Here is a 14,673-nt window from a genome sequence, read left to right as displayed (position 1 = left end):
GTAGGGGAGTAGGGGAGTAGGGGAGTAGGGGAAAAGTGTACACTCCGGAGACTGCAAACCTACTGCCCTACTCCCGTGACTCTACATCTTGTCGATCACCGACTGGACGCCTTCCGTCGGTGAATCGACCGAGGACCCGGCTACCATGATGGCGGCGACGATAGCCTCGGGATCGTTGACGACCAGCGGCTTCACACGCTGCGCGGTGTGAATGAAGCCCTCTGCCGCCATGTGATCAAGCAACGCCGTCATCGGGTCCCAGAATCCGTTGACATTGCCGAAGACGATCGGCTTGCGGTGATGGCCAAGTTGCGCCCAGGTCATGATCTCGACGATCTCCTCGACTGTGCCGATGCCACCAGGCAGCGCCACAAAGGCGTCGGATTTCTCGAACATCTTATGTTTGCGCTCGTGCATGTTGTCGGTGATCAACAACTCGTCGAGCCGGTCAAGCGCGGTTTCGGTTGCTTCCTTGTTGATGAGGAAGCGCGGAATGATGCCCGTCACCTTGCCGCCGGCCTTGAGTGCGCCTTCGGCGACGGCGCCCATGATGCCTTTGGTGCCGCCGCCATAGACCAGCCGCAGTCCTGCCTTGGCAATTGAGCGTCCAAGCAGGTGACCGGCCTTGGCATAGATTTCATCGCGGCCCGGAGACGAGCCGCAATAGACGCAGACGGATCGAATCGTGTTCATGCCGATGATTGGTGATTGGGTCTGAAAGCGCGGTCAAGCCCCAAGGGCTGAGAAGGCCGGGCTTTTTCTTGTCGGTCATGGCAAAACACGCTAGACCGGCGTTAGGTGGCTAAGGGGTAGGGAAATATGGCAATCAATCCACTGAAGGCGTTCCTGTTCGCGGCGGGTGGGACCGTCGCGGCCGTGGGAACCGCCTATGTATCGGGCGCGCTCGACCCGTATCTTCATCCAACGCCGCCGGCGGAAGTCGCGGCCTTGACGCCGCCCGCGGCGCCGAAGCCGGCCACGGAAGGGCGCCTGCCGGCTCCGGCGGTGCCGGCCGCTCCGGCCACAGCACCCCAGGCGACAGCTCCGTCAGCGCCCGCAACCGATGCGGCGCCTGCGGCGCCCGCGACGGCGGGTCCGATCGCCCCGACTTTCGACGTCGTTCGCGTTGAGGGCAACGGCTCGATCGTCATTGCCGGCAAAGCGGCGCCCAACTCGAAGGTCGAAATCCTCAACGGCACGATGGTGATCGGCTCGACGGTGGCTGGCCCCGATGGTGCCTTTGTCATCGTGCTCGATGATCCGCTGAAGCCCGGCGACTATACAATCGCCTTGCGTTCGACGGTCGGCACGGTCGTGACCGCCTCGACGCAGACCGCCGTGGCCTCGGTGCCCGCGAATGCGGCTGGCCAGGTGCTGGCCATGGTCGAGGAGCCAGGCAAGCCGGCCGAACTGCTGACGGTCCCGGCGCCCGAGACAAAGCCTGCGCCGGCAACCGGCGACCAGGCCGCCGCTCCGGCTGCTGAAGCACCCGCGACGGTCGCTCCAGCGACCGCCGCGCCGGCGGCGACCGCGCCAGCCGTGGTTGAAGAAAAACCGGATCCGGCGGCACCGGCCGCGCCCGCGGGGGCTGTGACCGAACCTAAGATCGTCGTCGAGGCGGTCGAGATCGAAGGCAACAAGATCTTTGTCGCCGGTCTCGCCGATCCGGGCCGCAAGGTGCGCGCCTACGCCAACGACATTCTGCTCGGCGACGCACAGACCTCGTCGGACGGCCATTTCCTGGTCGAGGCGACGCGCGACATTCCGGTCGGCAATTATACCATTCATGTGGATGGCCTCGATGCCGATGGCGTGAAGGTGGTGGCTCGCGCCGCCGTGCCCTTCGAGCGCGAGCCGGGCGAGGCGGTCGCCGCTGTTGCCCCCGCCGAGACCAAGCCCGCTGCACCTGCTGCGGAAGCACCAGCCGCTCCGGCGCCTGCTGTTGCCGCCGCTGCTCCAGCGGAGACCGCACCGGCCACCGAGGCTCCGGCCGTCGTCGCGGTAGCCACGCCGCCAAGCGAAGTGCCCGAAATCGTATCGCCCAAGCTCGAACATGCCGATGGCGCGGTCATCATCCGTCGCAACGATACACTGTGGCGGATTTCACGGCGGGTCTATGGTCACGGCACGCGCTACTCCACCATATACCTCGCCAACCAGGACCAGATCAGGAATCCGAACCGCATCTGGCCGGGGCAGGTGTTCAAAGTCCCGGAAAAGTCGAAGGAAGGCGAAGCCGCCGATTTCAAGGCGATGGGTGAACAGGCGACCACCGCGACGAAGACGGAGTAGGGAGACCGGCAATTCCGGCGATCTACCCATCGGCCTAGCTTGCCCTGTCATCGGTCATCGTCTATCGCCGATGAACGATGACAGAGTGCTTCCCCATACCAGACCACGCCGTCTCGGCACCGTCCGGCCGCATGCCGGACAGTCGCGTTGTCGCGGCGCGGTTCGCAGCGCTTTCGCATCCGGCCCGGATCGAGATACTGAAGCATCTGTCCGCCAGCAATTCCTGCTGCTGCCGTGAGGTCGTCGATCATTTCGATCTGGCGCAGTCGACCATCTCACAGCATCTGAAAATCTTGGTCGAGGCCGGCCTGGTCCGGTTCGAGCCCGACCGTCAGCGATCGCGCTATGCGGTCGATCGCGCGGCACTTGCCGACGTATCGGCATCGCTGGGCGCACTCATCAATTCCTGCTGCTCCGGCCGCTGATCCTCTCACCCAAAAGGCAAGAAAAGTGGCCGAAAAAACCGTCTCCGCCGACACCTCGACACTCGCGACATTGCGCAATCTCTGGCCCTATATGTGGCCGGCCGACCGCGCCGACCTCAGGGCACGGGTGACCTGGGCGACGCTGCTGCTGGTCGTGGCCAAGGTGACGCTGGTCGCCGGTCCCTATTTCTTCAAATGGGCAACCGATGCGCTGGCGGGCGGCTTCAAAACACCCCCGCCGCTGCCGTCGTTCATGCTCGCCCCGGTGATGCTGGTCGTTGCCTATAATGTGCTGAGGCTCGTCCAACTCGGCTTCAACCAACTGCGGGATGCGCTGTTTGCCCGTGTCGGCCAGCATGCGGTGCGCCAGCTTGCCTTCCGCACCTTCGTGCACATGCATCAGCTGTCGCTGCGCTTCCACCTGGAGCGCCGCACCGGCGGCCTGTCGCGCATCATCGAGCGCGGCACCAAGGGCATTGAGACGATCGTGCGCTTCATCATGCTCAACACGGCGCCGACGATCCTCGAATTCGCGCTGACCGCCGGCATATTCGGCTTCACCTATGGCTGGAAATATGTGGCCGTCGTGGCGATCACCGTCTGCGTCTACGTCTGGTTCACCGTCAAGGCGAGCGACTGGCGCATCTCGATCCGCCGCGATATGAACGACAGCGACACCGACGCCAACACCAAGGCGATCGACTCGCTGCTCAATTTCGAGACGGTCAAATATTTCACCAATGAGCGCATGGAGGCCGAGCGCTTCGACCGCTCGATGGCGCGTTACGAGATCGCCGCCACCAAGACCTGGACCTCGCTCGGCTGGCTGAACTTTGGCCAGGGCTTCATCTTCGGCGTCGGCACGGTCGTCGTCATGTGCATGTCGGCGCTGGAGGTGCAGGCCGGTACCCAGAGCGTCGGCGATTTCGTTTTCATCAATGCCATGCTGGTGCAGCTTTCGGTGCCGCTCAACTTCATCGGCTTCATCTACCGCGAAATCCGGCAAGGGTTGACCGACATCGAGCACATGTTCGACCTGCTCGACGTTCCGCAGGAGATCGTCGACAAGCCCAACGCCAAGCCGCTGGCCGTCAGCGCCGGCAAGGTCGAGTTCCGCGACGTCCACTTTTCCTATGATCCGAACCGCAAGATCCTGAAAGGCGTCTCCTTCGAAGTGCCGGCCGGCAAGACGGTTGCCATTGTCGGGCCGTCGGGCGCGGGCAAGTCGACCATTTCGCGGCTGCTGTTCCGCTTCTATGACGTACAGGGTGGCCAGGTGTTGATCGACGGCCAGGATATCAAGGACGTGACGCAGGACAGCCTGCGCGCGGTGCTCGGCATGGTGCCGCAGGACACGGTGCTGTTCAACGACACCATCGCCTATAACATCCGTTATGGCCGTGTCAGCGCCAGTGAGGAGGAGGTGCGCAAGGCCGCCGAACTCGCCCAGATCGGACCGTTCATCGAGAAGCTGCCCGACGGCTACAAGTCGATGGTCGGCGAGCGCGGGCTGAAGCTTTCCGGTGGCGAGAAGCAACGCGTGGCGATCGCCCGCACCATCCTGAAGGCCCCGCCGATCCTGATGCTCGACGAAGCCACTTCGGCGCTCGACAGCCACACCGAGCAGGAGATCCAGGCCGCGCTCGACCTGGTCAGCAAGGGCCGCACCACCATCGTCATAGCCCACCGCCTGTCGACGGTGATTTCGGCCGACGAGATCATCGTGCTCAAGGATGGGCAGATCGCCGAGCGCGGCACCCATGTCGAGCTGATGCGAAAGCACGGCCTCTACGCCTCGATGTGGGACCGCCAGCGCGAGGCGACCGAAGCCGAGGAGCGGCTGCGCATTGCCCGCGAAAGCGACGAACTGGGTGTCGTCGTGCGCAGGCGCACGTCGGAGATGTCGTAGCTCATAAAAAGCCGCTTGACCTCAACCTAAGTTGAGATTGTAGACCGTCGCCCGAGAGCCGAAAGACAGCATCCTCGAGGACGGAATCAAATGGATATCAGCTTTACGAATCAAGACGTTAATGGCGGCAGCGTGTTCAGGGTCGACAAGTTCGTCGTACCCGCCGATGCCCGCGACGAGATCCTCACAAAGGTGAAGACGACGCATGAGTTGCTGCGTCTGCAGCAAGGCTTCGTCCAGGACTTCCTGCTTGAGCAATTCTCCGGGCCGGGCGAGTTCAACCTCGTCACCATCGTCGAATGGGAAAGCCAGGCTGCCGTCGACAAGGTCGTGCCGATCGTCAAGGCGGCGTACGAGCGCATAGCCTTCAACCCGCAGGAGACGATCGCCCGGCTCGGAGTTCGGGCTGATATCGCCAACTATCAGCGCGTGCCTGGACTCTAACCAGGCCAACCCGCGCCAGGTGCCGGCGCTTCGATGCCGAGCACCTGGCCGGTGCGGGCGTCGCTTGTCATGTGCTCGAAGCCGCGCCACTGGGCGGCGGTGATGAACAGCGTTTTCCTGTCCGCACCGCCCAGCATGCAGGCAAAACAGCCGCGATCGGCGGCGACGGTTTGCAAGACGTCACCGCCTTCGCGCACCCGCACGCAGTGCTTGTTGGGAACGTCGGCATACCAGGCCGCCCCCTCGGCATCGAGGCAGATGCCGTCAGGGTATCCATCGAGATCGGCCCAGATGCGTCGGTTGGACAAGGAGCCGTCGGAGGCAATGTCGAAAGCGGTCAGCCTGTTGGCATGGGATTCGGCAATGATCAGCGTCTTGTTATCAGGGGTCACAGCCATGCCGTTGGCGAAGGCGATAGCGTCCGCCACTTGCCTGACCTTTCCATCCCGTGTGACCAAGACGATGGTGCCGGGGCCGAAATGCTGGCCCGCCGCCGGAGCCGGCCCGCCGCCATTGACATAGACATTGCCCCGCCCATCGACGACGATCTCGTTCCACGGGCTTTTCGAGAGGCCGCGCAGATCCGCATGATTGACGAGCGAGCCACCGGCTCCCTGCCGCAACAGCAGGCCCTCGCGGCCTGAGACAACCAGCAGACGACCATCCGGCAGCCAGTCGATGGAGTAGGGCAGGACAGCCGGAACCCTGAGCATGACTTCGCTGTTGCCGTGCGCATCGACGGCAATGATCTCGCCGGTGCCCCAGTTGCAGACCCAAAGGCGTCCGTCATGCCAACGCGGCGATTCGCCGAAGGCGAGACCGTCAACCACGACACGCGCTGGAGGAGGAGATTGGTTCTGCATGGCGAGACTCCTTGTTGCGCGACAGTCGTACCGGACGTCGCCGCCTCCCAAGGACGAGTAAGGGACGAATGTCCCGACATGATCACGGCAATTTTTATGCACCGGAATGCTGTCCACTCCTTTCTATGGCGAAGTGCGATGGATCAGGCTCTAGGTCAATTATCCCTTGTGCTGCTGATATTGTTTCATCACGATAATTCACTGAAACTTACTCTTGGCACCTAGGAAAATTTTTGGATGTTTGACTTATTCTCGCGAAAATCCAAGAGAAGTCCCAAAATTCCCTCAGGAGTTCAATCTCCCGCTGCGGCGCATGCATCGCGGGCCGAGTCCTTGTTGCCGGTGATCGTGCCTCGGTCGACTGTGGATCAGGCGAACGAAAAGCCTTTTGAAATCGTTTTTGCTGTCCAGAAATTCATCCACAGCATTGTTTCGGAGGGGCTCTACCGCAAATCGGAGCTCAACCCGAAGGCGATGCAGGTCTCGCATGCTGATTTGTATTCGGCGGAGATAGCGAACGGCGGCCATAGTCAATTCATTCATAATGCCGGCGGGGCGTTCGACACTATGGTTGCAAACGCTCGTGCCGGTCTCACGGCCATTGGAGCAAAAGGGCAGTTGGCGACTCTTGAAAAGATGTCCACCTGGGTCTCCGAACACCCTGACGAGGCCGAGGAACAGACTGGCTTCGAGGGTGGCCGCGCCGATTTTCTCGACACACTTGACGATGCCTTCTACGTCGCCGACGAAGCTTCGCCGATGTGCAACCTGCTGGCGCGCTGGATCGTGTCATGGCCTGACCTTCGAGTTGTGGAAGACGAGGTCTGCGATGAAGCCATACTTCAGTTGGCAATGGCCAATCCCCGTCGCGAATCTCGGCTTCTCCACCGGTCGGTCGCCGAGCTCGTCGGCCAGATGATCAGCAAGCGCCATGTTGGCGTAGGTCTCGCTTGCGCCAATGCAGCGCCACCCGAAGTCAAGTTATCGATTGGCATGGCGAGGATGTTGGATCTCGATGGCGAGAAGCAACTGGTTTTTCAACTGCTGACCAATGCGAATGAGCCTCGCCTGTGCGTGGCTACGGAAAGTCATGCGGCTGTTTATGAATGCGGAGCTCCCGAAACACCGTCGATTGCTCGCCCAGGTGAAAATATATTAGCGGCCGGCGCGCCTCGTGTTGGCCGCAGGCTCGGGCAGGTGGACGGGCAATTGGTGGCAAAATTGATTGAGCTGGCGGAGGAGTACCACGCGCCGGTTGCCGTCGATCTCCTGTTGCGAAAGATTGGGCTCGATCCAATGAAGGCTGTCGTATCGGCGAGTTCCGTTGCCCAGCGCGAGGAAGGGCCGGTTGTGAAGTGGGTGGTGATGGCTGGTGGTCACGCTTTTCTCTTCCAGTCGTATCCGGAGCGTGGTGTGCTGCTCCGCGGCGATAACGAGGAAAGTCCGGCAGAGGCTGATCGAAATGAGCTTGAGGAGTATTTTGACCTCACGGTAGCAGCTGGCGAATAGATTGTTTGTGGCGGCTCTGCGCGATCGTCCTTGCCGATGCCGCTCTGCTCGACGGCCAGCGCGCCCGCCATCGCGGCGGAAGCTGAAGACAAACCCGCGCCGCCCATTGTCGCGTTGCGGGCAGGGGGTGTTTCCGCTATTGAGGCCGGACCTGAAACAGGGACCGCCCCATGAGCCTTGTCGACACGGTCAAGAACGCGTTCGTACCGATCCATCGCGAAGGTTATCCCTTCATCGCGGCCTTTGGCGCGGCGACGCTCTTCCTCGGCTATTTCTCCTCGATCCTGTTCTGGATCGGCCTGATCCTGACCGCCTGGTGCGTCTATTTCTTCCGCGACCCCGAGCGCGTCACGCCTGTCGACGACCGCCTAGTGGTGAGCCCCGCCGATGGCATAATCTCGGCGGTCGGGCCGGCCGTGCCACCGCGCGAGCTTGGCCTCGGCAATGTCGAGATGACCCGCATCTCCGTGTTCATGAATGTCTTTTCCTGCCACGTGAACCGCTCTCCGGTTCGCGGCCGCATCACCAAGATTGAACATCGGCCCGGAAAGTTCCTCAATGCCGAACTGGACAAGGCGAGCACCGAAAACGAGCGCAACGGCCTGGTCATCGAGAGCCCCAACGGCACGGTGGCGGCAGTCCAGATCGCCGGCCTGGTGGCGCGCCGCATTGTCTGCTGGACCGAGGCCGGCGCTTCCATCGGCACCGGCGAGCGTTTCGGCCTGATCCGTTTCGGCTCGCGCGTCGACGTATTCCTGCCTTTGGCCGCCACGCCGCGTGTTGCCGTTGGCCAGACGGCGGTCGGCGGCGAAACCGTGCTGGCCGAGTTCGGCGGCGTCGTCGGCACGCCCCTCGTGCGGATTTCCTGACGGTGGGCACGCAGTATAAAAAATTCGAAGCCCATGCCAGCGGCGGTCCGCGCATCCGCGAGATCCCGATGCGCATGGTGTTGCCCAACCTGGTCACCGTGCTCGCTATCTGCGCCGGCCTGTCCGGCATCCGCTTCGGCTTCGAGGGGCGTTTCGAGCCGGCGGTGGTGATGGTGCTGCTGGCTGCTTTCCTCGACGGCATAGACGGCCGCTTGGCGCGGATGCTGAAGGCGACCTCCAAATTCGGCGCGCAGATGGATTCGCTGGCCGACATCGTCAATTTCGGTGTCGCGCCAGCACTGGTGCTCTATGCCTTCCTGCTTGACCGTGCCGGCTCGCCGGGCTGGATCGCGGCACTGCTGTTTGCGATCGCCTGTGGGTTGCGGCTGGCGCGTTTCAACGTACTCGACGACGAGAAAGCCGAGCGCCCGATATGGCAGACCGAATATTTCGTCGGTGTGCCGGCGCCGGCGGGTGCCGTGCTGGTGATGCTGCCGCTCTACCTCTATTTCCTTCGCCTTGGGGTTGAGCCCAGCCGGCCGGCCGCCTTCGTCGCCACCGGCTTCACCATCCTGGTCGCCTTCCTGCTGGTCAGCCGGTTGCCGGTTTATTCCGGCAAGAACGTCAAGATCCCTGGCGACAGGGTGCTGCCGGTCATCCTCGCCGTCGTCCTATACGTCCTCCTGCTGATGACCTATCCCTGGTACACGCTGACGGCATCGGTCGCGGGCTACCTGATCTTCCTGCCGTTTTCCGTGCGCGCCTACTCCAAGCGCGCCAAGCTGGAAGGCGAGAAGGTGCCGCCTTCGGATATAGGTTAGGGCCGCAGGCCCCGGATCAGCAAATCGGTCCAGGCGGACGCGAAGCGTTCGTCGCTGACCTCGATCGAGCGCTCGGTCCAGATCGCTTCGAAGACGCGGAACATGGCGACGCTGCCGACGATGACGGCGGCGACCGCGTCGCTGTCATGGGAGCGCAGTTCGCCTTGGCGCTGGCGCTCCCGCAGCCATTCGGCGACTGCGTGGTAGGTGCTCTGCATGATCTCGCCACGCGCCGAGGCTTTCAATTCCGGGAAGTGCTCGAGATCGCGCCACAGGATTCTGAGCATGTCGCGATTCGCGCCGAGTTTTTCCAGCATACCCTCCACGATCCGCCGTGCCCCCTGATCGGCAGGAAGCACCTGTTCGCCCAGTTCGGCCCGTCCCTCCCGTGCCGTTCCAACAAACCGGTCGATAGCCGCGGCAAGCAGCGCTTCCTTCGAGGGAAAGTGCTTGTAGAGCGCACCCGAGCCACGCGACAGGCCGGCGGCCTCCTGAATTTCGGGAACGCTGGTCCGGTCATAGCCGCGCTCGGCGAACAGGCGGATGGCTTCGCGTAAAATGCGCTCGCGTCCTGCGGATGGCGGCCTCATGGCTATTCCTGTTCACCCGATCCTGGCGGCGGGGGTTAGAGCTCGACAATACCATCCCGGTGCGAAATCAGGGCTCGCTCACCGCGCGCTTCCACCCTGCTCGGAAAGCCATGCCTTCCATGTTCTTTCTCCCAGCCGCTCGCTGGTTTCAACCAGACCCAGGCCAAGGCTTATCTTTTGACTGACTGGCAACGGCAGAATGAGACGCCGCAGCCCGAGCGCATCGCGGTACTGTCTAGCGAATGTCGAGAACGGCATCACCTCGGGTCCGCCGATCTGCGGGCGGACGCCGCGTTCCCCATCGCTGACAGCCTGGGCCAGATAGCTGGCGACGTCGCGCGTATCGACGGGATTTGAGGGCGAGGTCGGCAGCGGCCAGACCGGCAGCCATTTCAGCCCGGCCAGCATCTGCGCCAGAAGGTAAAAGAATGGCGTCGCGCGGATGACCGACCACGAAAGCGGCGACGCCCGCACAAGCTGCTCGCCGGCCAGCTTCACGCGGCTATAGGGCAGGGTGCTGAAGTCGAGGCCGACGATCGACACGAAAATGAAGTGCGAGACATCTGCGCGCTGCGATGCGGCAAGCAGCCGCCGCGTGCCCTCGACGTCGACATCGGATGGACTGGAGAAGAAATCGATCGGCCGCATACCGCGCCTGGCGATCGGCGACAGCGTCGCCGCATGGATGACCGTATCGATGCCGCCAAGGGCTTCATCGATGCCTTCGCCCATTGCGAGATCGCCGAGCGCCCATTCCACGGAGCGGTCCAGCCCAGCTTTCCTGGCCAGCAACCTGACGGCGTGCCCGGAAGCGGTCAGTGCCGACACGAGATCGCGTCCGAGATGTCCGGTCCCGCCGGTGACGAGGATTTTTGCCATTCAGGATCTCCTTGCCGTGCAAAGGAGGTGTCATGCCGCGCTGGCTGGAAACAGGCATGCTCAGCGTCTCTTTCCGTCGTGAGTGAATACTCTCTCACCTAAGATTTGCCCATCTGAATCGCTGCGGCACGACGGCGCAATCATGGGTCGGGCGATCTCGAAAGGAGTAGTTTATTCAGCGATTGTATCAAACTCTGAACGGCTCTAAGCCGCCACGCCAAGCCCCAGCCGGTCGATCGCCAGCTTCCTGGTCGATACATAATCGGTCTTGCCCGAACCGAGCACCGGGATTTCTTCGACCTTGACGATGTCGTTGGGCACCATCAGTTCGGCCGCTCCAGCCTTTTTGCCGAACTGTCGCAGCTCCTCGGCGCTTGCCTCGTCTGCGGTGGTGACCAGTACGATGCGCTCGCCGCGCCTCTTGTCCGGCACCGCTACCGCCGCATGGCGTTCTTCCGGCCAAAGCGACTGCACCAGCATCTCGACCGCGCCCAGCGACACCATCTCGCCGGCGATCTTGGCGAAGCGCTTGGCGCGGCCGCGAATGGTGATGAAGCCTTCGCGGTCGACGGCGACGATGTCGCCGGTGTCGTGCCAGCCGGTCAGCGGCTGTAGCTCGCCGGGTCGGTCCGCGGTCATGTAGCCCATCATCATGTTCGGCCCGTCGAGCCACAACTGGCCGGCATCATCGATGCCTTCGACCGGCTCCAGCTTCATGCGCATGGCCGGCAGCAGCCGCCCGACCGTGCCGTCGCGGCCGTGGATCGCGGTGTTGACGGCAACCACGGGCGCCGCCTCGGTAAGCCCGAAACCTTCGATGATCTCGGCCTGGAAGCGTTCGCGATAGACGCGGCGGGTATCCTGCTTCACCGCCTCGGCGCCGGCGACGACGAAGCGCAGGCTGGAAAAATCTCCGTCCTTGGCGGTGCGGGCATAGTTGGCGAGGAACGTATCAGTGCCGAACATGATGGTCGGTTTCACCTTGCGCGCAATCTCGGGGATGATCTTGTAGTGGAGAGGCGAGGGATAGAGGAACAGCTTCACCCCGGTGACCAGCGGCAGAATGGTGCCGCCCGTCAGGCCGAACGAATGGAACACCGGCAGCACGTTGAGCAGGATGTCCGCCGGCGAGATGGTGATCCGCGCCTCGGCCTGCATGGCATTGGCGAAAAGGTTCTTCTGCGACAGGACGACCGCCTTCGGCGTGCCTTCCGAACCCGAGGTGAACAGGATCACGCCCGGCTTGGCCGCATCCTGTCGCTGCAGCGGCAGACGCCACAGCAAGGCGGCTGTAAGCTTGTCCAGCGCGGTGACGCTCTGGCGTACGTCTTCCAGCCACAGCAGCCTGGCGCCGCCCTTTTCGACCGCGGCGACGATATCGGCGAGATCGGCCTTCTCGACGAAAGCACGCGAAGAAACAACGGTGCGGATGACGGCGGTGCGCACCGCTGCGGTGACGCTTGCCGGCCCGGCCGTGTAATTGATCATCGCCGCCACCCGGCTCGCCGAGAGAAGGCCGACGAATGACAGCACGACACCATTGGCGTTGGGCAGCATCAGTCCAACAGCCTCTCCCGGCGCCGTCACCGCCTCGAAGCGCCTGCCCAGCACGCGGGCGCCGATGAACATCTTGCGGTAGCTCAGGGCCCCCGAGATGACATCTTCGATGATGGTATGCGAGGCGCCGACATGATCAGCGGCATCGCGCATGGCCAGGAACAGGCCTCGGTCGAGGTCGGTGCCGAAAAGCCGGGCTTCGGCAACCCGGTCGAACAGCGCATTGGTGTTCGAGGCCTGGTCCGGATTGCGCGCCACCAGTTCGGCGATCGTCATCGGCTCCAGAACACTGATCGACAGCTGTGGGAACCAGTGACGGGGTGCCTTGTCCTTAGGCGTCAGCGAGACCGGCAGGTTGCGTGCGCCAGCGACGAAGATCGGCACGATGCGGGCATCGGCCTGCATGGCGATGCGGGTAACGGCGCGAAACAGCCGAAACGTCTTGACGTCGGGCTCGACCGCGTCCGGCAGATAGACGGCTAGCCGGCCCTTGCCCTTCAGCACGCGTACCAGCCGGCGGCTGACGAAGACATGTTCAGCGTTGAAGGCAATGGTGCGGCCGAGTTCGCGCCATGGCTCGAGCCATGGCGAGCGCGCCGAAACCTCGTCGAGTATATGCAGCGTGTCGTCGGGCAGCAGCGACAGCATCAGCGCCGGCTCGAAGCGCGACTGGTGCGAGATGACATAGATGACCGGCACCTGCGCCCTGCGGGCGAGCCTGATGCGATTGTCGCTGATCCGGTAGGCGAGCTTGAACGGCACGTAGAGCAACGTCTGGGTGAAGCGCAGGCCGAGGCGGAATTTCTCCATCACGCCGATCAGCAGCCAGGCCACAACCAGACCCGCAAGCAGCGCCAGTGTCAGGACCATGCCGCGTCTCTCCCAGCGATTTTGTCATTGCGGCTCTTGTACGGCCGCTTCGGGAGCAGAGCCTAGCGGAAGTCGGGGCAAGGTCAATGCGGAAGGGGCGCCCTCACGCCGGCTTCAGCCGTCCGCTGATGAAACGGAACTCCTGCGTCTTGCCGCCATAGCCGTAGGCGGCTGCCGGAACCTCGTGCACGAAAGCATAGCTTTCCTGGTGCACGCCGCCCAACAGGCGGCCAAAGGCGTCGAAGATCGCTTTGAGATACGCTTCCAGTTCGAGCTTGGTGTTGGTGCCGTCGACCACCTTGATGTCGAGCCAGAACGTGTTGGTGCCGTGCTCGGCGAGCGACTTGCCGCCGGCGAACCAGTGCTGCGGATCGAGATAGGACACGGCCACCGCGGTGATCGTCGGGTCCTTGCGCAGGTGCGCGGCGGTGATTTCGGTTATTTCCCTGGCGATCTCGGCGGACAGGGTGGCGTCTGGCTTGCCGGTGACGCTGACATTGACGATGGGCATTTTTCTTCTCCTGATTTGACCGGCGCCGGTCGCCGTTGGAGAGACCGTGCCATCATTCTAGAATCAAAAAAATCGAATTGTTTTCAACCCAAGATTCGATAATATCGAATTATGGAAACGCTCGATCCCGACCTGCTCAGAACCTTCCTTGCGTTCGTCGACAGCGGTTCGCTGGCGCGGGCGGCGGCCAGTGTCGGCCGCTCGCCGTCCGCGGTAACGGCCCAGATGCAGCGTCTGGAAGAGATTGTAGGCGAGCTGCTTCTGGCGCCGCAGGGCAGAGGTCGCGGTCTGACCCTGGCAGGCGAGGACCTCGTCGGCCATGCCAGGCGCATTCTTGCCGTGCATCGCGAGGCGTGGCTGGCGCTGAAAGGCGCACGCGCTGCCGGGCGCGTCGCCATCGGCACGACACAGGATTTCGCCGATAGCGGCCTGCCGGACCTGCTGCGTGCCTTCGCCTCCAGCCATCCGCGCGTCAGGATCGAACTGCGTGTCGGCCGCTCCGCCGAACTGGCGCAGGCGCTGCAGGCCGGCAGCCTCGATCTGGCGATCGTCATGCGCCAGACGGCGGCACCGGACGAGGTCGGGGTCCTGTGTGAGCCGATGATATGGCTGTGTTCGAGCAAGGGGCTGGGCTCGCGGCAGGAAGAATTGCCGCTGGCGCTGCTTGATCCCTTTTGCGGGTTTCGCGAGGCGGCACTCGCCGCGCTCGATGCCGCCGGCCGCCGCTACCGCATCGCTGCCGGCAGCGCCAGCCTGGCCGGCCTGCGTACCGCGGTGAATGCCGGCGTGGCGCTGACCTTGCGAACATCACGCTTTGCCCATTCCGGCATTGTCGAAGCACCGCGCGAGCTTGGCCTGCCGCAGGTGCCGATGGCTGAGTTCGCGATCCGGCTGCGCGCCGGCGCCGATGCGTCCGCGAGCGATCTGGCGGTGTTGCTGGGTGCCAACCTGGCTCTCTCCGGATCGCCTGGTTGAATTCAACGAGGCCACATTCCGTCATCAGCCTGTTGGCAAAGAAAAAGCCGACCTTGCGGTCGGGCCGGTCTATTGCAAAGAAAAAGCCGACCTTGCGGTCGGGCCGGTCTATTGCAAAGAAAAAGCCGACCTTGCGGTCGGCTTGGGAGTGAGACGGGC

15 protein-coding genes are annotated in these 14,673 nt (G+C 63.2%); 9 read left to right on the top strand and 6 right to left on the bottom strand.

The window, feature by feature from the left end; translation table 11 throughout:
* Nucleotides 1-81: 81 nt before the first annotated feature.
* Nucleotides 82-693 (bottom strand): TIGR00730 family Rossman fold protein, encoded by a 612-nt coding sequence (locus tag FJ492_RS28365; protein WP_140773619.1) that lies wholly within the window; start codon nucleotides 691-693, stop codon nucleotides 82-84.
* A gap of 126 nt (nucleotides 694-819) precedes the next feature.
* Here FJ492_RS28365 and FJ492_RS28360 point away from each other — a divergent pair, with 126 nt between their 5' ends.
* The 4 genes from FJ492_RS28360 to FJ492_RS28345 all read left to right on the top strand — a co-directional run bounded on the left by FJ492_RS28360 (nucleotide 820) and on the right by FJ492_RS28345 (nucleotide 5,070).
* Nucleotides 820-2,292 (top strand): LysM peptidoglycan-binding domain-containing protein, encoded by a 1,473-nt coding sequence (locus FJ492_RS28360; RefSeq protein ID WP_140773617.1) that lies wholly within the window; start codon nucleotides 820-822, stop codon nucleotides 2,290-2,292.
* A gap of 131 nt (nucleotides 2,293-2,423) precedes the next feature.
* The gene (locus FJ492_RS28355) at nucleotides 2,424-2,717 is read left to right on the top strand and encodes a metalloregulator ArsR/SmtB family transcription factor (protein WP_140773621.1); all 294 of its coding nucleotides are present in this window, start codon (nucleotides 2,424-2,426) and stop codon (nucleotides 2,715-2,717) included.
* Nucleotides 2,718-2,742: 25 nt separating this feature from the next.
* On the top strand, nucleotides 2,743-4,626 hold the full coding sequence (locus FJ492_RS28350) for an ABC transporter ATP-binding protein/permease (protein ID WP_140505939.1): 1,884 nt from the start codon (nucleotides 2,743-2,745) through the stop codon (nucleotides 4,624-4,626).
* A gap of 90 nt (nucleotides 4,627-4,716) precedes the next feature.
* Complete coding sequence (locus FJ492_RS28345) at nucleotides 4,717-5,070, top strand: antibiotic biosynthesis monooxygenase (RefSeq protein ID WP_181165970.1); 354 nt, start codon at nucleotides 4,717-4,719, stop codon at nucleotides 5,068-5,070.
* Here FJ492_RS28345 and FJ492_RS28340 read toward each other — a convergent pair.
* Nucleotides 5,067-5,933 (bottom strand): SMP-30/gluconolactonase/LRE family protein, encoded by an 867-nt coding sequence (locus FJ492_RS28340; protein ID WP_140749399.1) that lies wholly within the window; start codon nucleotides 5,931-5,933, stop codon nucleotides 5,067-5,069. The genes FJ492_RS28345 and FJ492_RS28340 overlap by 4 nt on opposite strands.
* A 237-nt stretch (nucleotides 5,934-6,170) precedes the next feature.
* Between FJ492_RS28340 and FJ492_RS28335 the strand changes: the two genes are divergently transcribed.
* The 3 genes from FJ492_RS28335 (at nucleotide 6,171) to FJ492_RS28325 (ending at nucleotide 9,132) form a co-directional block, all read left to right on the top strand.
* Nucleotides 6,171-7,442, top strand: coding sequence for a DUF4375 domain-containing protein (locus FJ492_RS28335; RefSeq protein WP_140773615.1), 1,272 nt, complete (start codon nucleotides 6,171-6,173; stop codon nucleotides 7,440-7,442).
* A gap of 170 nt (nucleotides 7,443-7,612) precedes the next feature.
* Nucleotides 7,613-8,311, top strand: coding sequence for a phosphatidylserine decarboxylase (locus tag FJ492_RS28330; protein ID WP_140505931.1), 699 nt, complete (start codon nucleotides 7,613-7,615; stop codon nucleotides 8,309-8,311).
* 2 nt (nucleotides 8,312-8,313) lie between these two features.
* Nucleotides 8,314-9,132 (top strand): phosphatidylcholine/phosphatidylserine synthase, encoded by an 819-nt coding sequence (locus tag FJ492_RS28325; protein WP_027144146.1) that lies wholly within the window; start codon nucleotides 8,314-8,316, stop codon nucleotides 9,130-9,132.
* Here FJ492_RS28325 and FJ492_RS28320 read toward each other — a convergent pair.
* The 4 genes from FJ492_RS28320 to FJ492_RS28305 all read right to left on the bottom strand — a co-directional run bounded on the left by FJ492_RS28320 (nucleotide 9,129) and on the right by FJ492_RS28305 (nucleotide 13,539).
* The gene (locus FJ492_RS28320; RefSeq protein ID WP_140505929.1) at nucleotides 9,129-9,722 is read right to left on the bottom strand and encodes a TetR/AcrR family transcriptional regulator; all 594 of its coding nucleotides are present in this window, start codon (nucleotides 9,720-9,722) and stop codon (nucleotides 9,129-9,131) included. The genes FJ492_RS28325 and FJ492_RS28320 overlap by 4 nt on opposite strands.
* 78 nt (nucleotides 9,723-9,800) lie before the next feature.
* Entirely contained in the window at nucleotides 9,801-10,601 is an 801-nt protein-coding gene (locus tag FJ492_RS28315) for an NAD(P)H-binding protein (RefSeq protein ID WP_140773613.1), read from the bottom strand.
* Nucleotides 10,602-10,805: 204 nt separating this feature from the next.
* On the bottom strand, nucleotides 10,806-13,028 hold the full coding sequence (locus FJ492_RS28310) for an AMP-binding protein (RefSeq protein ID WP_140773611.1): 2,223 nt from the start codon (nucleotides 13,026-13,028) through the stop codon (nucleotides 10,806-10,808).
* 103 nt (nucleotides 13,029-13,131) lie between these two features.
* Nucleotides 13,132-13,539 (bottom strand): 4-oxalocrotonate tautomerase family protein, encoded by a 408-nt coding sequence (locus FJ492_RS28305; protein ID WP_140505923.1) that lies wholly within the window; start codon nucleotides 13,537-13,539, stop codon nucleotides 13,132-13,134.
* 111 nt (nucleotides 13,540-13,650) lie between these two features.
* Here FJ492_RS28305 and FJ492_RS28300 point away from each other — a divergent pair, with 111 nt between their 5' ends.
* Together FJ492_RS28300 and FJ492_RS29010 are read left to right on the top strand one after the other, a co-directional pair.
* Nucleotides 13,651-14,514, top strand: coding sequence for a LysR substrate-binding domain-containing protein (locus tag FJ492_RS28300; protein ID WP_140773609.1), 864 nt, complete (start codon nucleotides 13,651-13,653; stop codon nucleotides 14,512-14,514).
* The coding region (locus FJ492_RS29010; protein ID WP_210241560.1) for a hypothetical protein at nucleotides 14,480-14,673 on the top strand (194 nt) is incomplete at its 3' end. The genes FJ492_RS28300 and FJ492_RS29010, both read left to right, overlap by 35 nt.

It is taken from the genome of Mesorhizobium sp. B2-5-4 (assembly GCF_006441095.1).
GTDB lineage: Bacteria > Pseudomonadota > Alphaproteobacteria > Rhizobiales > Rhizobiaceae > Mesorhizobium > Mesorhizobium salmacidum.
The sequence above is the reverse complement of the archived record's forward strand: the minus strand, read 5'-3'. Positions and strand labels throughout refer to the sequence as shown.